The organism is Pseudomonas azotoformans (assembly GCF_900103345.1).
GTDB classification, from domain to species: domain Bacteria; phylum Pseudomonadota; class Gammaproteobacteria; order Pseudomonadales; family Pseudomonadaceae; genus Aquipseudomonas; species Aquipseudomonas azotoformans.
On the sequence record NZ_LT629702.1, the window covers coordinates 5,769,101 to 5,785,992 of the forward strand.

21 protein-coding genes are annotated in these 16,892 nt (G+C 59.5%); 10 read left to right on the forward strand and 11 right to left on the reverse strand.

Going from position 1 to position 16,892, the window contains the following annotated elements; genetic code table 11:
- Positions 1–15 precede the first annotated feature (15 nt).
- The gene (gene tldD / locus BLR69_RS26110; RefSeq protein ID WP_071494144.1) at positions 16–1,458 is read left to right on the forward strand and encodes a metalloprotease TldD; all 1,443 of its coding nucleotides are present in this window, start codon (positions 16–18) and stop codon (positions 1,456–1,458) included.
- Between the two features lie 45 nt (positions 1,459–1,503).
- Here tldD and yjgA read toward each other — a convergent pair whose 3' ends face one another.
- Positions 1,504–2,025: a ribosome biogenesis factor YjgA gene (yjgA, locus tag BLR69_RS26115; RefSeq protein WP_058423000.1), complete on the reverse strand. Its 522-nt coding sequence runs from the start codon at positions 2,023–2,025 to the stop codon at positions 1,504–1,506.
- 108 nt (positions 2,026–2,133) lie between these two features.
- Between yjgA and pmbA the strand changes: the two genes are divergently transcribed.
- From pmbA to BLR69_RS26145, 6 genes are all read left to right on the forward strand, one after another.
- Positions 2,134–3,480 carry a metalloprotease PmbA gene (gene pmbA / locus BLR69_RS26120; protein WP_058422999.1) on the forward strand — a complete coding sequence of 449 codons (1,347 nt, stop codon included), beginning with the start codon at positions 2,134–2,136 and terminating at the stop codon, positions 3,478–3,480.
- A 151-nt stretch (positions 3,481–3,631) separates the two neighbouring features.
- Positions 3,632–4,027: a FagA protein gene (locus BLR69_RS26125; protein ID WP_071494143.1), complete on the forward strand. Its 396-nt coding sequence runs from the start codon at positions 3,632–3,634 to the stop codon at positions 4,025–4,027.
- Entirely contained in the window at positions 4,020–5,396 is a 1,377-nt protein-coding gene (locus tag BLR69_RS26130) for a class II fumarate hydratase (RefSeq protein ID WP_071494142.1), read from the forward strand. The genes BLR69_RS26125 and BLR69_RS26130 overlap by 8 nt, the downstream gene beginning before the upstream one ends.
- A 27-nt stretch (positions 5,397–5,423) precedes the next feature.
- Positions 5,424–5,852, forward strand: coding sequence for a hypothetical protein (locus BLR69_RS26135; RefSeq protein WP_071494141.1), 429 nt, complete (start codon positions 5,424–5,426; stop codon positions 5,850–5,852).
- Between the two features lies 1 nt (position 5,853).
- Positions 5,854–6,465, forward strand: coding sequence for a superoxide dismutase (locus BLR69_RS26140; protein ID WP_033899365.1), 612 nt, complete (start codon positions 5,854–5,856; stop codon positions 6,463–6,465).
- A 33-nt stretch (positions 6,466–6,498) separates the two neighbouring features.
- A complete protein-coding gene (locus BLR69_RS26145; protein WP_071494140.1) occupies positions 6,499–7,392 on the forward strand; it encodes a ZIP family metal transporter in 894 nt (297 codons plus the stop codon).
- A 116-nt stretch (positions 7,393–7,508) separates the two neighbouring features.
- Here BLR69_RS26145 and BLR69_RS26150 read toward each other — a convergent pair whose 3' ends face one another.
- The 10 genes from BLR69_RS26150 to BLR69_RS26195 all read right to left on the reverse strand — a co-directional run bounded on the left by BLR69_RS26150 (position 7,509) and on the right by BLR69_RS26195 (position 14,519).
- Entirely contained in the window at positions 7,509–7,781 is a 273-nt protein-coding gene (locus BLR69_RS26150; RefSeq protein ID WP_058422993.1) for an HPr family phosphocarrier protein, read from the reverse strand.
- Between the two features lie 16 nt (positions 7,782–7,797).
- Positions 7,798–8,655 carry an RNase adapter RapZ gene (rapZ, locus tag BLR69_RS26155; protein WP_065900719.1) on the reverse strand — a complete coding sequence of 286 codons (858 nt, stop codon included), beginning with the start codon at positions 8,653–8,655 and terminating at the stop codon, positions 7,798–7,800.
- A gap of 2 nt (positions 8,656–8,657) precedes the next feature.
- A complete protein-coding gene (gene ptsN, locus BLR69_RS26160; protein WP_068936525.1) occupies positions 8,658–9,122 on the reverse strand; it encodes a PTS IIA-like nitrogen regulatory protein PtsN in 465 nt (154 codons plus the stop codon).
- 12 nt (positions 9,123–9,134) lie between these two features.
- Positions 9,135–9,440 (reverse strand): ribosome hibernation-promoting factor, HPF/YfiA family, encoded by a 306-nt coding sequence (gene hpf, locus BLR69_RS26165; RefSeq protein WP_017138237.1) that lies wholly within the window; start codon positions 9,438–9,440, stop codon positions 9,135–9,137.
- 75 nt (positions 9,441–9,515) lie between these two features.
- A complete protein-coding gene (locus tag BLR69_RS26170; RefSeq protein ID WP_016974289.1) occupies positions 9,516–11,009 on the reverse strand; it encodes an RNA polymerase factor sigma-54 in 1,494 nt (497 codons plus the stop codon).
- 184 nt (positions 11,010–11,193) lie between these two features.
- The gene (lptB, locus tag BLR69_RS26175) at positions 11,194–11,919 is read right to left on the reverse strand and encodes an LPS export ABC transporter ATP-binding protein (protein ID WP_016974288.1); all 726 of its coding nucleotides are present in this window, start codon (positions 11,917–11,919) and stop codon (positions 11,194–11,196) included.
- Positions 11,919–12,452, reverse strand: a complete 534-nt coding sequence (gene lptA / locus BLR69_RS26180) for a lipopolysaccharide transport periplasmic protein LptA (RefSeq protein WP_032893554.1) — start codon at positions 12,450–12,452, stop codon at positions 11,919–11,921. Before lptA ends, lptB begins: the two co-directional genes overlap by 1 nt.
- Positions 12,439–13,011 carry an LPS export ABC transporter periplasmic protein LptC gene (gene lptC, locus BLR69_RS26185; protein ID WP_071494139.1) on the reverse strand — a complete coding sequence of 191 codons (573 nt, stop codon included), beginning with the start codon at positions 13,009–13,011 and terminating at the stop codon, positions 12,439–12,441. The genes lptA and lptC overlap by 14 nt, the downstream gene beginning before the upstream one ends.
- A gap of 8 nt (positions 13,012–13,019) precedes the next feature.
- Entirely contained in the window at positions 13,020–13,544 is a 525-nt protein-coding gene (locus BLR69_RS26190; RefSeq protein WP_071494138.1) for a KdsC family phosphatase, read from the reverse strand.
- A complete protein-coding gene (locus BLR69_RS26195) occupies positions 13,545–14,519 on the reverse strand; it encodes a KpsF/GutQ family sugar-phosphate isomerase (protein ID WP_071494137.1) in 975 nt (324 codons plus the stop codon).
- Between the two features lie 298 nt (positions 14,520–14,817).
- Here BLR69_RS26195 and BLR69_RS26200 point away from each other — a divergent pair, with 298 nt between their 5' ends.
- Genes BLR69_RS26200 through mlaD form a run of 3 tightly spaced genes read left to right on the forward strand, consistent with a single transcriptional unit; the run spans position 14,818 to position 16,891 of the window.
- Complete coding sequence (locus BLR69_RS26200; protein ID WP_003171811.1) at positions 14,818–15,627, forward strand: ATP-binding cassette domain-containing protein; 810 nt, start codon at positions 14,818–14,820, stop codon at positions 15,625–15,627.
- A complete protein-coding gene (mlaE, locus tag BLR69_RS26205) occupies positions 15,627–16,424 on the forward strand; it encodes a lipid asymmetry maintenance ABC transporter permease subunit MlaE (RefSeq protein WP_028618862.1) in 798 nt (265 codons plus the stop codon). The genes BLR69_RS26200 and mlaE overlap by 1 nt, the downstream gene beginning before the upstream one ends.
- Positions 16,424–16,891 (forward strand): outer membrane lipid asymmetry maintenance protein MlaD, encoded by a 468-nt coding sequence (gene mlaD, locus BLR69_RS26210; RefSeq protein WP_003171814.1) that lies wholly within the window; start codon positions 16,424–16,426, stop codon positions 16,889–16,891. Before mlaE ends, mlaD begins: the two co-directional genes overlap by 1 nt.
- Position 16,892 lies beyond the last annotated feature (1 nt).

Consider the following 16,892-nt stretch of genomic DNA (forward strand, 5'->3'; position numbering starts at 1 on the left):
TTTAAGGCCATACCTATGAGCGAGTTGTTGTCCTCAGTCAGTGAACACCTCCTGGCACCCGGTGGCGTGACCATCGAAAGCTTGCAAACCGTGCTGGGCGACCTCGCCGGGCCGGGCATCGACGCGGCCGACCTGTATTTCCAGGGGCAGATTTCCGAGTCCTGGGCCCTGGAAGACGGCATCGTCAAGGAAGGCAGTTTCAACCTTGACCAGGGTGTGGGCGTGCGGGCGCAATCCGGTGAGAAAACCGGTTTTGCCTACAGCAACGCGATCACCCTGGAGGCTTTGGGCCTGGCCGCACGTGCCGCACGCTCGATTTCCCGCGCCGGGCAGAACGGCACGGTGCAGGCGTTCAGCACGCAGGACGTGACCCAGTTGTACGGGCCGGATAACCCGTTGGAAGTGATGACCCGTGCCGAAAAAGTCGACTTGCTCAAGCGTGTCGATGCCGCGACCCGTGCATTGGACCCGCGTATCCAGCAGGTCACCGTAAGCATGGCCGGCGTGTGGGAGCGCATCCTGGTGGCGTCCACCGACGGCGGCCTGGCTGCGGATGTGCGGCCGCTGGTGCGTTTCAACGTGAGTGTGATCGTCGAGCAGAACGGCCGTCGCGAGCGCGGTGGCCATGGTGGCGGCGGGCGTACCGACTACCGCTATTTCCTCACCGACGACCGTGCCATGGGCTATGCGCGTGAAGCGCTGCGCCAGGCGCTGGTCAACCTGGAAGCCATTCCGGCACCGGCGGGTACATTGCCGGTGGTGCTGGGTTCGGGCTGGTCCGGCGTGTTACTGCACGAAGCGGTCGGCCACGGCCTGGAAGGTGACTTCAACCGCAAGGGCAGTTCGGCCTACAGCGGGCGCATGGGCGAGATGGTTGCGTCCAAGCTCTGCACCATCGTCGATGACGGCACCCTGGCCGGACGGCGTGGCTCGCTGAGCGTCGACGACGAAGGCACCCCGACCGAGTGCACCACCCTGATCGAAAACGGTGTGCTCAAGGGCTACATGCAAGACAAGCTCAACGCCCGTCTGATGGGTGTCGCGCGTACCGGTAATGGCCGTCGTGAATCCTATGCGCACCTGCCGATGCCACGCATGACCAACACCTACATGCTGGGTGGCGAAAGCGATCCTGCTGAAATCATCGCCTCGGTGAAGCGCGGTATCTACTGCGCCAACCTCGGTGGCGGCCAGGTGGATATCACCAGCGGCAAGTTCGTGTTCTCCACCAGCGAGGCGTACCTGATCGAAGACGGCAAGATCACCGCGCCGGTCAAAGGCGCAACCTTGATCGGTAACGGTCCGGAAGCCATGAGTAAGGTGTCGATGGTCGGTAACGACCTGTCGCTGGACAGCGGCGTGGGTACATGCGGGAAAGATGGGCAGTCGGTGCCGGTGGGTGTCGGCCAGCCAACGCTGAAGATTGATGCGATCACCGTGGGTGGCACGGGGTCGTAAGCGCTGGAGCTTCGGGTGGCGAGGGTCGCCACCCGGGGAAGAGGATCAACGCAGGCCGCGTTGGGTCTCGTCCAGCTCACGGATGTACTTGAAGATTTTACGGCTGGTGGCCGGTGCCTTGTTATGCGCCAGCTCGTGCTGGGCCTGACGGATCAGGGAGCGCAGTTGCTGGCGGTCCGCGTCCGGGTAGTCCAGCACGAATTTCTCCAACACCGCGTCATCGCCCGAGATCAGGCGGTCACGCCAACGTTCCAGGTTATGGAAACGTTCGTTGTACTGGCGAGTGGAGGCATCGGTTTGATCAAGCAAAGTCAGAATGGCGTCGATGTCCTGGTCGCGCATCAGCTTGCCGATAAACATGATGTGCCGTTTGCGCGCGATATTCGCGGTGTGCTTGGGCGCATCGGCCAGGGCCCGGCGCATTTCGTCGGTCAAAGGCAGTTTTGCAATCAAATCTTTTTTGAGCGTTGTAAGGCGCTCGCCGAGGTCAACCAGCGCATGCAGCTCGCGTTTGACCTGGGTTTTGCTTTTCTCCCCATCGAGGGAGTCGTCGTAAGAATCAACCATGGTGGCAGTCCGCAAAGAAACGCCGCCATGATAACCAGTCGGGGGCCGCTTGTCCGGCCCGGTCGCTCGATGGCCTTAACCGAAAGCAGAATTTGAGTGGAGAAAACCATGAGTGCAGCCCAAAGCGTCGGTCCGCAAGCGTTACCGGCACTGCAGGAACAAGTCGAGCAGATCCTTGCCGAGGCCAAGCGCCAGGGGGCCAGTGCCTGTGAAGTGGCGGTATCGCTGGAGCAGGGGCTGTCGACGTCGGTGCGCCAGCGAGAAGTGGAAACTGTTGAGTTCAATCGCGACCAGGGCTTTGGCATCACCTTGTATGTGGGGCAGCGCAAAGGTTCGGCCAGTACTTCGGCCAGTGGTCCGGAAGCGATTCGCGAGACGGTCGCGGCTGCGTTGGCGATTGCCAAGCACACCTCCGAGGATGAAAGCTCGGGCCTGGCCGACAAGGCGTTGATGGCCAAGGACTTGAAAGACTTTGATCTGTTCCATGCCTGGGACATCACACCGGAACAGGCCATCGAGCAGGCGCTGACCTGCGAAGCCGCCGCATTTGACGCTGATGCCCGCATCAAGAACGCGGATGGCACCACGTTGAGCACGCATCAGGGCTGCCGGGTATACGGCAACAGCCATGGTTTCATCGGTGGCTACGCGTCCACGCGGCATAGCCTTAGCTGCGTGATGATTGCCGAAGCGAATGGCCAGATGCAGCGCGATTACTGGTATGACGTGAACCGCCAGGGCGATTTGCTGGCCGACCCGGTCAGTATTGGCCAGCGTGCGGCGCAGCGGGCGGCGAGCCGCCTGGGCGCGCGCCCGGTACCGACCTGCGAGGTGCCGGTGTTGTTTTCGGCGGAGTTGGCCGGAGGCTTGTTCGGCAGTTTCCTTGGAGCGATTTCCGGCGGCAACCTGTATCGCAAGTCGTCGTTCCTTGAAGGTGCGATCGGCCAGAAGCTGTTCCCCGAATGGCTGACCATCGACGAGCGTCCGCACCTGATGCGCGCCATGGGCAGTTCGGCGTTCGACGGTGATGGCCTGGCCACCTATGCCAAGCCGTTTGTCGAGAAGGGTGAGTTGGTGTCCTACGTATTGGGTACTTACGCCGGTCGTAAATTGGGCCTGCCAAGCACCGCAAACTCCGGTGGCGTGCACAACTTGTTCGTTACCCACGGCGACGAAGACCAGGCGGCGTTGTTGCGGCGCATGGGGCGTGGCCTGCTGGTGACCGAGTTGATGGGCCATGGCCTGAACATGGTCACTGGTGATTACTCTCGTGGCGCGGCGGGTTTCTGGGTGGAAAACGGCGAGATTCAGTTTGCCGTTCAAGAGGTGACGATTGCCGGCAACATGCGCGACATGTTCAAGCAGATCGTTGCCGTCGGAAATGACTTGGAGTTGCGCAGCAATATCCGCACAGGTTCGGTGTTGATCGAACGGATGACCGTCGCCGGCAGCTGATTCTTCAAACGCGCTTCAACAAAAAGGCGCGCCATCTATAAAGATGGCGCGCCTTTTTTGTGGCCGTGTTTCAGGAGGATTATCGTGCCACTCTTGTTTTGATTCTCAATATCATTTAATAATAAATATCATTACCGAATGAGTGTGGATCATGAGTTCTGTCCTGCATGAGGATCCTTATCTGGAGAGCTGGCGCTGGATGAGTCGCCAGATTCGTTGCGGCCTCGACCCTAACGAGCCGCGCCTGATCGAACACTACCTCAACGAGGGTCGATACCTGGCGTGCTGCACCGCGACCCATCCGTGGACGATCGCTGAAACCTCATTCCGCCTCTTGCTCGACACCGCCAGCGATATCGCGCTGCCCTGGCATTGGCGCTCCCTGTGCCTGGACCAGGCCTGGCGCCCGCTGCGTGACCTGGAAAAACTCTCCCACTGTGCCTGCCGCCTCAAGCGCTGGCAGAGCTTTGCCTGGCAATTGGCGACCTGCGAATTGCTGCCTTCCATTTCTGTTTCTGACCTGGTGCAAGGATCTTCCGATGAGTAACACCCGTATCGAACGCGACAGCATGGGCGAACTGCAGGTGCCTGCCGAGGCCTTGTATGGCGCACAGACCCAGCGCGCGGTGAACAATTTCCCGATCAGCCACCAACGCATGCCGGCGCAATTCATTCGTGCCCTGATCCTGGCCAAAACTGCGGCGGCCAAGGTCAACGTCGACCTCAAACAGATCAGCGAAGGGCAGGGCAAGGCGATTGTCGATGCCGCCCAAGGCTTGCTGGAAGGCGACTTCATGCAGCATTTCCCGGTGGATATCTTCCAGACCGGTTCCGGCACCAGTTCCAACATGAACGCCAACGAAGTGATTGCCACCCTGGCCACCCGCTTGCTCGGCGAACCGGTCAACCCCAACGATCACGTGAACTGCGGTCAGAGCAGCAACGACATCATCCCGACCACCATTCACGTCAGCGCCGCGTTGGTCCTGCATGAGCAAACACTGCCGGCCCTGCTGCATCTGGTGCAAGTCATCGAGCAGAAGGCGCAAGAGGTTCACCCGTTCATCAAGACCGGTCGCACGCACCTGATGGACGCCATGCCGGTGCGCATGAGCCAGGTGCTCAGCGGTTGGGCGCAGCAGCTAAAGGCCAATATCGGGCATTTGCAGGACCTTCTGCCGAGTTTGCAGGCGTTGGCCCAGGGCGGTACTGCGGTCGGCACCGGAATCAACGCTCACCCGGAATTCGCGGTGCGTTTCAGCCAGCAGTTGAGCAGCCTGACCGGTGTGAAATTCACTCCGGGCAAGAACCTGTTCGCCCTGATTGGCTCCCAGGACACCGCCGTCGCTGTCTCCGGCCAGTTGAAAGCCACCGCCGTGTCGCTGATGAAAATCGCCAATGACCTGCGCTGGATGAATTCCGGCCCGCTCGCCGGCCTCGGTGAAATTGAGCTGGAAGGCTTGCAGCCTGGTTCGTCGATCATGCCCGGCAAGGTCAACCCGGTTATCCCTGAAGCGACTGCGATGGTGGCAGCGCAAGTCATCGGTAATGACACAGTCATCACCGTCGCCGGCCAGTCGGGCAACTTCGAACTGAACGTGATGCTGCCGATCATTGCGCAGAACCTGCTCAGCAGCCTTGAGTTGCTGGCCAATTCCAGCCGTCTGCTGGCCGATAAAGCCATCGCCAGCTTCAAGGTCAATGAAGCCAAGCTCAAGGAAGCGCTGTCGCGCAACCCGATCCTGGTGACCGCACTCAACCCGATCATCGGTTACCAGAAGGCCGCTGAAATCGCCAAGAAGGCCTATCAACAGGGCCGTCCGGTGATTGATGTTGCCCTTGAGCACACCGACTTGCCGCGCAGCCAACTGGAGATCCTGCTGGATCCGGAAAAGCTTACGGCTGGTGGCGTGTAATCACCGACCCTGCTTTGGAGGCTCACCATGGAGCACTGGAAACGTACGATCGAACGGGCCAATCGCTGCTTTATGGCGGGTGAATTGGTTGACGCTCGCGAGGCTTACTTGCAAGCCCTGGCCCTGGCCCTAGTGCTGTTCGAGCGCTGGGCGGATGCCGACGAAGCGGTGGCGGCTTGCGTCATTTCCCATCACAACCTGGCGGACCTGCACCTGCGGCTGAACCAGCCGGAAGAAAGCGCGGAATACCTTTGCGCTATCCACCAGCGTCTTTTGCAGACCATGCAGGACCCGCGCCTGAGCCCGCAGTTGCGGGAGGCGGCGCTGCGCCAGAGCAGCAAGACTTACGTCGAACTGTTGAATTTCATCAGCGATCACGGCGAATACCCTCGCACTCATCGCTTGCTGGGCAGTACTGCAGTGCAGCCCGCCACGCCCCACTACGGAGCCCATTGATATGACTTACACCCTGCCTGCCTTGCCTTACGCGTATGACGCCCTGGAACCGCATATCGATGCGCAAACCATGGAGATTCACTACACCAAGCACCACCAGACCTACATCAATAACCTCAACGCAGCGGTCGAAGGCACCGAGTTCGCGGGCTGGCCGGTCGAGAAACTGGTGTCCAGCGTGCAGCAACTGCCGGAAAAACTGCGCGCAGCGGTGATCAATCAAGGCGGCGGCCATGCCAACCATTCGTTGTTCTGGGCGGTGATGTCGCCCAAGGGAGGTGGCAAGCCCGAAGGCGTGCTGGGTAAAGCCATCGACGAACAGCTGGGTGGTTTCGACAGCTTCAAGGAAGCTTTCACCAAGGCTGCGTTGACTCGCTTCGGCAGCGGCTGGGCCTGGTTGAGCGTTACCCCGCAAAAGACCCTGGTGGTTGAAAGCAGTGGAAATCAGGACAGTCCATTGATGAACGGCAATACCCCGATCCTCGGCCTAGACGTCTGGGAGCACGCCTACTACCTGCTGTACCAGAACCGTCGCCCGGAGTACATCAACGCTTTCTACAGCGTCATTAACTGGCCGGAAGTTGCTGCCCGCTATCAGGCTGCGGTGGCCTGACATTCACCTTCATAACAAGATCTAAGGCCGACTATGGGCACTGAAATACTGGCGATCAGCAGCGGACGAATGTTTCGTTATGCGTTTGGCTCGCTGCTGCTACTGGCAGGTACTGCCTTGCTGGTGGCCCACGGGCTGGCCTGGCTGAACCTGGAGCCACGCATCCTGCGGGCCCTGCAAGGCGGCTCCATTTGCGCGCTGGGTACGGCGCTGGGCGCGGTCCCTGTACTGGTGATCCGACGCATGCCGCTGGCGCTGAGCGACACATTGTTGGGTTTTGGTGCCGGGGTGATGCTGGCGGCGACGGCGTTTTCGCTGATCGTGCCGGGCATCGCCGCGGCTGAAAGCCTCGGGCTTTCGCCGTGGGGTGCCAGCGGCTTGATCAGCTTTGGCATCATGCTGGGGGCATTCGGGTTGTACCTGGTTGACCGCAAGGTCTCCGGTGCCAGCCCGGAAATGCTGATGGGGACGCCAGATAAACCGGTGATCCCGCCGCGCATCTGGCTGTTTGTGTTTGCCATCATCGCCCACAACATTCCTGAAGGCATGGCGGTTGGCGTCTCCGCCGGCGGCGGTATGCCGGATGCTGACAGCTTGGCCATGGGCATTGCGTTACAGGACGTACCCGAAGGCCTGGTGATTGCGTTGGTGTTGGCCGGGGCGGGGATGTCGCGGGTCAAGGCGTTCCTGATCGGTGCTGCATCAGGCCTGGTGGAGCCCGTATTCGCTGTACTCTGCGCCTGGCTGGTCAGCCTGGCCGAAGTGCTGTTGCCTTTGGGGTTGGCCCTGGCTGCTGGCGCGATGCTGTTAGTGGTGACCCACGAAGTCATCCCCGAGTCGCGACGCAATGGTTACGAAAAGCTTGCCAGCCTGGGCCTGTGCATCGGTTTTTGCTTGATGATGGTGATGGACACCGCTTTGGGGTAGATAAAGTCTACTGTAGGAGCGAGCTTGCTCGCGAAGAAGGTAAACGATAACGCGGGCAGTCTGGTTTGACGCGTTGCCGATGCAACCTTCGCGAGCAAGCTCGCTCCTACAGGGGGTTATTCACCTTCGTCGAAGTAATTGTTGATTAGCGCCACCAGCGCTGCCATCGCTTCGTCTTCCTGCTCGCCTTCCGTCTTCAAGTGAATCCTGGTGCCCTTGCCGGCCGCCAGCATCATCATGGCCATGATGCTCTTGCCGTCGACCATGGATTCCGGTGTACGCCCGGCACGGATCTGGCAAGGGAACTGCCCGGCCACACCCACGAACTTGGCAGACGCCCGGGCATGCAAGCCCAGCTTGTTGATGATTTCAATTTCCAGAGCGGGCATCGCGGGGGTGTTCCTTTCAGCTAAGGTCGCGGTGGCGGACCTGGACGTTCTTGAGGGTTTGTTGCAGCACCTGGCCCAGGCGCTCGGTCAGGTAGACGGAGCGGTGGTGGCCGCCGGTGCAGCCGATAGCAATGGTGACATAGGCGCGGTTGCTTGCAGCAAAGCGCGGCAGCCATTTGAGCAAGTAACTGGAAATGTCCTGGAACATCTCTTCCACATCCGGTTGAGCGGCCAGGTAATCGGCCACGGGCTGATCCAGCCCGGACTGGTCACGCAGTTCCGGTTTCCAGTAAGGGTTAGGCAGGCAGCGCACATCGAACACCAGGTCGGCGTCGACTGGCATGCCGCGTTTGAACCCAAACGACTCCACGAGGAACGCCGTGCCCGGCTCCGGCTGGTTCAGCAGGCGCAGCTTGATGGCATCGCGCAACTGGTACAGGTTGAGGCTGGTGGTGTTTATCTTGAGGTCGGCGAGGTCAATGATCGGGCCCAGCAGCTTGGTTTCGTCTTCGATGGCTTCGGCCAGTGAGCGATGGGGGCTGCTGAGGGGGTGACGTCGGCGGGTTTCGGAGAAACGCTTGAGCAGGGTCTCTTCGTCAGCGTCCAGGTACAGCACATCACAGTGAATGTGCTTGGCCCGCACTTCCTCGAGTAATTGTGGGAATCGCTCAAGGTGGCTGGGCAGGTTGCGGGCATCAATCGAAACGGCGACCAGCGGTTGCGCCAATTCGGTATGGATCAACGCGCGTTCCGCCAATTCCGGCAGCAGGCCAGCAGGCAAGTTGTCGATGCAATAGAAACCGTTGTCCTCAAGAACGTTGAGGGCGGTGCTTTTACCCGAGCCGGAACGGCCGCTGACGATGATCAAACGCATGATTACTGCCCGTTCTGTTCATCCAGGACAACCTGGTACAACGCCTCATTGCTGCTGGCGCTGCGCAGTTTGTCGCGTACTTCCTTGCGGTCGAGCATGCTGGCGATCTGCCGGAGCAGTTCCAGGTGCGCATCGGTGGCGGCTTCCGGGACCAGCAGTACGAACAGGAGGTCGACCGGTGCACCATCGATAGCATCGAAATCAATGGGTTTTTCCAGGTGTAGCAAGGCGCTGACAGGTGTCTCGCAGCCTTTGAGGCGGCAGTGAGGGATGGCGATGCCGTTACCAAAACCGGTCGAACCGAGTTTTTCACGGGCAATCAGAGCCTCGAAGACATCCTGCATCTCCAGATCAGGCACCTGGCTGCTGATCAGGTTGGCAATTTGTTCGAGGGCTTTCTTTTTACTGCCGCCCGGCGCGTTCACGAGGGAACGGCCGGGGGTCAGGATGGTTTCAAGTCGAATCATGGGTGGGGAGTGTTAGCGGCCTGTGCCCTGGAGAAGGCTCTGCTGCTTTTCCTTATGCTTTTTAAGTTGGCGGTCAAGCTTGTCAGTCAAGGCATCGATTGATGCATACATGTCTTCATGCTCGGCATTGGCGACTACTTCGCCACCGGGAATCTGTAGGGTCGCTTCGATTTTCTGCTGAAGCTTGTCGACCTTCATGATCACTTGCACATTGGTGATCTTGTCAAAATGACCCTCAAGCCGTTTCAGCTTCTGCTCGACGTATTCGCGCAGGGGAGGGGTGACTTCTACATGGTGTCCACTGATGTTGACTTGCATACAGCTTCTCCTTCGTTGCCAGTGCATAAAGCGGTGGGCAGAAATACCCACCACTGGAACGCTATGGCCCGCCCGTCACATCAAACGCTTACGCTCGCTGGAAGGCGCGATCCCGAGGGACTCGCGGTACTTGGCGACGGTTCGACGGGCGACCTGAATGCCTTGTGCCTCCAGTAAACCAGCGATCTTACTGTCACTCAATGGCTTTTTCTGATTTTCCGCAGCAACCAGTTTTTTGATGATCGCGCGGATCGCCGTGGACGAGCATTCACCGCCTTCGGAGGTACTGACGTGGCTGGAGAAAAAGTATTTCAGTTCATAAATACCCCGTGGGGTATGCATGAATTTCTGCGTAGTCACCCGCGAAATCGTCGATTCATGCATGCCCACCGCTTCGGCGATGTCATGCAGCACCAACGGTTTCATTGCTTCGTCGCCATATTCCAGGAAGCCGCGCTGGTGCTCGACGATCTGGGTGGCGACTTTCATCAGGGTTTCGTTGCGGCTTTGCAGGCTCTTGATGAACCAGCGGGCTTCCTGCAACTGGTTGCGCATGAAGGTGTTATCGGCGCTGGTGTCGGCGCGGCGCACGAACCCAGCGTATTGCGGGTTGACCCGCAGGCGTGGCACCGACTCCTGGTTCAGCTCCACCAGCCAGCGCTCGTTGTCCTTGCGCACGATCACGTCGGGGACGACGTATTCGGCTTCGCTGGACTCGATTTGCGAGCCGGGGCGCGGGTTAAGGCTCTGCACCAGCTCGATGACCTGGCGCAGGTCGTCTTCCTTGAGCTTCATGCGGCGCATCAACTGGCTGTAGTCGCGGCTGCCCAGCAGGTCGATGTAGTCGGTGACCAGGCGCTGGGCCTCGGCAAGCCATGGGGTCTTGGCCGGCAGCTGGCGCAATTGCAGCAGCAGGCATTCGCTGAGGGTGCGCGCGCCTATACCGGCAGGCTCGAACTGCTGGATGCGGTGCAGGACGGCTTCGATCTCGTCCAGTTCGATATCCAGTTCGGGATCGAAGGCTTCAAGAATTTCTTCAAGCGTCTCGTCCAGGTAACCCTGATTGTTGATGCAGTCGATCAGGGTTACGGCGATCAGGCGATCGGTATCCGACATCGGTGCCAGGTTCAGTTGCCACAGCAGATGGCTCTGCAGGCTCTCGCCAGCGGAGGTGCGGGTGGTGAAGTCCCACTCGTCATCGTCATTGCTCGGCAGGCTGCTGGCGCTGGTCTGGTAGACATCTTCCCAGGCGGTGTCGACCGGAAGCTCGTTGGGAATGCGTTCGTTCCATTCGCCTTCCTCGAGGTTGTCCACCGTGGGGGCGGTTTCCTGGTAGGAGGGTTCCTGCACGTCGGAATTGGGTTTTTGCTCGATGTTATCGGCCAGCGGGTCTGCATTATCGAAGTCGTCGCCTTCTTCCTGGCGTTCGAGCATCGGATTGGACTCCAGGGCCTCCTGGATTTCCTGTTGCAGGTCCAGGGTCGACAATTGGAGCAGGCGGATGGCCTGTTGCAGCTGCGGTGTCATCGTCAGCTGCTGGCCCATTCTCAGGACTAGCGATGGTTTCATGGCAGGGGCTTAACACCTTATTCGCCGGCGCAATGCGCCATCCACGACAGGGCGCGTGAGCGCCAAACATAAGCAAATTATATGCCTGATGTCGGGTGCTTTGCCTAGAGCGCGGTAACAATAAAAATCCGGAGGTTTTCATTGACTCCCGCGCACCTTGGCGAACGCCGTGACACCACGGTGTTTACAGGCGGAACTCGTGACCCAGGTACACTTCCTTGACCAGTTCATTGGCCAGGATAGTCGCGGAATCACCTTCGGCAATCAGTTGGCCGTCATTGACGATATAGGCGGTTTCGCAGATATCGAGCGTCTCACGGACGTTGTGGTCGGTGATCAGCACGCCAATGCCCTTGGCCTTGAGGTGATGGATGATCTGCTTGATGTCGCCGACCGAGATCGGGTCGACGCCGGCAAACGGTTCGTCCAGCAGGATGAACTTGGGCGCAGTGGCCAGGGCGCGGGCGATTTCCACGCGGCGGCGCTCACCACCGGACAGGCTCATGCCGAGGTTGTCGCGGATATGGTTGATGTGGAACTCCTGCAGCAGGCTTTCCAACTCTTTGCGACGGCCGTCACGGTCGAGTTCCTTGCGGGTCTCGAGGATCGCCATGATGTTGTCCGACACCGACAGTTTGCGGAAGATCGACGCTTCCTGCGGGAGATAGCCGATACCGGCACGGGCGCGGCCATGCATTGGCTGGTGACTCACGTCCAGGTCATCGATCAGGACACGGCCCTGATCCGCCTGGACCAGACCGACGATCATGTAGAAGCAAGTGGTCTTGCCGGCGCCGTTGGGGCCGAGCAAGCCGACGATCTGGCCGCTGTCGATCGACAGGCTGACGTCGCGCACGACCTGACGGCTTTTATAGGCCTTGGCCAGATGCTGGGCTTTCAGGGTTGCCATTACTCGGCCTTCTTCTTCGGCTGGATAACCATGTCGATGCGTGGACGAGGCGCGGTGACCTTGTTGCCATTGGCACGACCGGCATTAGCGATCTGTTTCACGGTGTCATAGGTGATCTTCTCACCTTCCGTGGAGTTGCCATCGGGGCTGAGTACCTTGGCCTGGTCAATCAGTACGATGCGGTTCTGCTGGGCGTGGTACTGGATGGTCTTGCCGTAGCCCTTCATCGGGCCGGTGTCGGTCGCGGACTGCTTCTGTTCGAAGTAAGCCAGGTTGCCCACCGAGGTCACGACATCGATGTCGCCGGTTTTGGTGCGCGTTAGCGTCACGGTATTACCGGTGATTTTCATCGAGCCCTGAGTGATGATCACGCCACCGGTGTAGGTTGCGACGCCTTGCTTGTCATCCAGTTGCGCATCGTCAGCTGAAATGTGGATCGGTTGCTGGCTATCGTTCGGCAGAGCCCAGGCGCTCACGCTTCCCAGTGCTGCGCCCAGACCGAGCAAAATAGGGAGAGTTTTAACGAGCCTCATACTGTCCTCTTACGTTCGATAGCAGGTGTATCCTGCTTTCTTTCAAATACGCTTTCATTCCCTTGCCAGTCGATACACCGCCAGCGCCGTCGATTCTAACGTCTTGCTCGGTCTGCGCATATTGCTTCTGCGGGAATACGGTCATGCGACTGCTGGTAATCACGGTCTCACGGCTTTTATCGTCAGTGCGCGCAATGCGCACCGAGTCGATCAGTTCCACCTCGGTACCGTCCGGGTTGACTTCGCCACGCTTGCTGGTGACGTGCCATGGGAACTCGGTGCCGCGGTAAATGTTCATGTCCGGGTTGGTCAACAGGGTGACTTCGGTCGTCTTCACATGCTCGACCTTGTCCGAGGTCATTTCGTACTGCACCTTGCCGTCAGGCAGGAACTGCACGCTTTTGGCATTGATGGCGTAATAGTCGATAGCGCCTTCGTCAACCTGCGCAGCAGGCTGGTCGAGAAAGCGCTCCGGGCTGATATTCCAGTAGCCCACCGCCAGGAACAGCGCGGCGATGACTCCGAATAACAGGAAGTTGCGAATCTTTTTGCTCAGCATAAAACGCTCTATAAGTAGGCGGCGTGGGCCGCTTCAAGGCTACCCTGGGCTCGCAGGATCAGCTCGCAGAACTCGCGGGCGGCACCTTCGCCACCACGGGCACTGGTGATGCCATGGGCGTGCTCGCGAACAAAGGCTGCCGCGTTGGCGACCGCCATGCCCAGGCCTACTCGACGAATCACCGGCAGGTCTGGCAGGTCATCGCCCAAGTAGGCGACCTGCTCATAGCTTAGGTTGAGTTGGCCAAGAAGCTCGTCCAGAACCACCAGTTTATCCTCGCGGCCCTGATACAGGTGAGGAATCCCCAGGTTTTGTGCGCGACGTTCCACAACGGGGGTTTTTCTGCCGCTGATAATCGCCGTTTGCACGCCCGACGCCATCAGCATCTTGATGCCCTGGCCGTCCAGCGTGTTGAATGTCTTGAATTCGCTGCCGTCTTCGAGGAAGTACAGGCGGCCGTCGGTCAGCACACCGTCAACGTCGAAAATCGCGAGTTTGATATTTTTGCCGCGTTGCAGCAGGTCGCTGGTCATCTACATCACTCCTGCACGCAGCAAGTCGTGCATGTTCAGGGCGCCAATCGGGCGGTCGTCGCCATCAACTACCACCAGTGCGCCGATCTTGTGGTCTTCCATGATCTTCAGGGCTTCTGCAGCGAGCATTTCTGGGCGCGCGGTCTTGCCGTGGGGCGTCATCACCGCATCGATGGTGGCGGTGTGGATATCAATCGTGCGGTCCAGGGTGCGGCGCAGGTCGCCGTCGGTGAAGACCCCGGCCAGACGGCCATCGGCTTCCAGGATCACCGTCATGCCCAGGCCCTTGCGGGTCATTTCCATCAACGCGTCCTTCAGCAGGGTGCCGCGTTGGACGTGGGGCAGTTCATCGCCCGAGTGCATGACGTTTTCCACTTTAAGCAACAGGCGGCGGCCCAGGGCGCCACCCGGATGGGAAAATGCGAAGTCTTCAGCGGTAAATCCCCGGGCTTCCAGCAGTGCCACGGACAGGGCATCGCCCATGACCAGTGCGGCTGTGGTGGAGGAGGTCGGCGCCAGGTTCAGCGGGCAGGCCTCGTGGTCCACGTGAACGTTCAGGTTCACCTCGGCAGCCTTGGCCAACGTCGACTCCGGGTTGCCGGTGACGCTGATCATCTTGATGCCCAGGCGTTTGATCAGTGGCAACAGGGTCACGATCTCGTTGGTCGTGCCGGAGTTGGACAGCGCAAGGATGATGTCATCCTTGGTGATCATGCCCATGTCGCCGTGGCTTGCTTCGGCCGGGTGCACGAAAAACGCGGTGGTTCCGGTGCTGGCCAGGGTGGCGGCGATCTTGTTACCGACGTGGCCGGACTTGCCCATGCCGACCACCACAACGCGGCCCTTGCTGGCCAGAATCATTTCGCAGGCGCGTACGAAATCCGCGTCAATATGCGCTAGCAAGCCTTCTACGGCTTCAAGCTCGAGGCGGATGGTGCGTTGTGCGGATTGAATAAGGTCGCTGGATTGGCTCATGTCTGAAATCGTATAGCCTGACGAAAAGTCGGCGATTATAGCGGTAATGATCAATTCCCTCACGCTAGTTCGTCAGGGTTTGTTCGCAATGCGCCTGAGATTCAACCCAAGCCACGATTTTTCCCTGTCTCCAATCTGAACAAGCGCTGTTCCGGCCTTGGGCGCCTTGTACCAGCAGTGATATAGTTCGCCGCCAGTTCGGTCCGCCCAGCCCACGTGGCCAACTATTGCGCAACGGTTGCAAACGTTTGTCGCAAGCGTGGTGTCTGAGTGAGAGGCTGCATCCCAAGGAGTTTAGATGAGTGCCGATAACGCCTACGCGGTCGAGCTGAAGGGACTGACCTTCAAGCGCGGGACGCGCAGCATCTTCAATAACGTCGATATCCGCATTCCGCGCGGCAAGGTCACGGGCATCATGGGGCCTTCCGGTTGCGGCAAGACTACCCTGCTGCGCCTGATGGGCATGCAATTGCGCCCCAGTGCGGGAGAGGTGTGGGTCAACGGCCAGAACCTGCCGACGCTGTCGCGCAGCGATCTGTTTGATGCACGCAAGCACATGGGCGTGCTGTTCCAGAGCGGTGCGCTGTTCACCGACCTTGATGTTTTCGAGAACGTGGCCTTTCCGCTGCGGGTGCACACCCAACTGTCCGATGAGATGATTCGTGACATTGTGTTGCTGAAACTGCAGGCCGTAGGCCTTCGCGGCGCCATCGACCTGATGCCTGACGAGCTGTCCGGCGGCATGAAGCGCCGCGTAGCGCTGGCCCGCGCCATTGCCCTCGACCCGCAGATTCTCATGTATGACGAGCCCTTTGTCGGCCAGGACCCCATCGCCATGGGCGTGCTGGTGCGTCTGATCCGCCTGCTAAACGATGCACTGGGCATCACCAGCATCGTGGTCTCCCACGATCTTGCAGAAACCGCGAGCATTGCCGATTACCTCTATGTAGTGGGCGATGGCCAGGTGCTGGGGCAGGGCACGCCCGAAGAGCTGATGAACGCCGACAACCCGCGCATTCGCCAATTCATGACCGGCGATCCTGATGGCCCGGTGCCTTTTCACTTTCCGGCAGCGGATTACCGCTCAGATCTTCTGGGGAAGCGCTGATGCGCAAGACATCTCTTATCGAGAAGGTTCGCCTTTTCGGTCGCTCGGGCATCGACATCGTCGAAGTGCTGGGTCGTTCGACGATTTTCCTGTTCCACGCCTTGCTCGGCCGCGGCGGTATTGGCGGCGGGTTCGGCCTGCTGGTGAAGCAGCTGCATTCGGTGGGCGTGATGTCCCTGGTGATCATTGTGGTCTCCGGGGTGTTCATCGGCATGGTGCTGGCGTTGCAGGGCTTCAATATTCTTTCCAGCTACGGTTCGGAGCAGGCAGTGGGGCAGATGGTCGCCCTGACGCTATTGCGCGAGTTGGGGCCGGTAGTGACCGCCTTGCTGTTCGCCGGGCGCGCGGGTTCCGCGCTGACCGCCGAAATCGGCAACATGAAGTCCACCGAGCAACTGTCCAGCCTCGAAATGATCGGCGTGGACCCGCTCAAGTACATTGTTGCCCCGCGCCTGTGGGCCGGCTTCATTTCCCTGCCACTGCTGGCGATGATCTTCAGCGTGGTCGGGATCTGGGGCGGTTCGTGGGTGGCGGTGGACTGGCTGGGCGTCTACGACGGCTCCTACTGGGCCAACATGCAAAACAGCGTGACCTTCAGCGGTGACGTGCTCAACGGCATCATAAAGAGCATCGTCTTCGCCTTTGTGGTGACCTGGATCGCCGTATTCCAAGGCTACGACTGTGAGCCCACTTCAGAAGGGATCAGTCGCGCCACCACCAAGACCGTTGTGTACGCCTCGCTGGCGGTACTGGGCCTTGACTTTATTTTGACCGCCTTGATGTTTGGAGATTTCTGATGCAAAACCGCACTGTGGAAATCGGTGTCGGCCTTTTCTTGCTGGCTGGCATCCTGGCTTTACTCTTGTTGGCCCTGCGCGTCAGCGGCCTGTCGGCCAGCCCCACCGCCGACACTTATAAACTTTACGCGTACTTCGACAATATCGCCGGTTTGACTGTCAGAGCTAAAGTGACCATGGCCGGTGTGACCATCGGCAAGGTCACGGCAATCGATCTGGATCGCGACAGCTTCACCGGCCGAGTGACGATGCAGCTGGACAAGAAGGTAGATAATCTGCCGACTGACTCAACTGCATCTATCCTCACTGCGGGTCTGCTGGGCGAGAAATACATCGGTGTCAGCGTGGGTGGGGAAACAGCCCTGCTCAAGGATGGCTCGACAATCCACGACACACAGTCGTCGCTGGTACTTGAGGACCTGATCGGTAAATTCCTGCTTAATACGGTCAATAAAGACGCCAAATGAG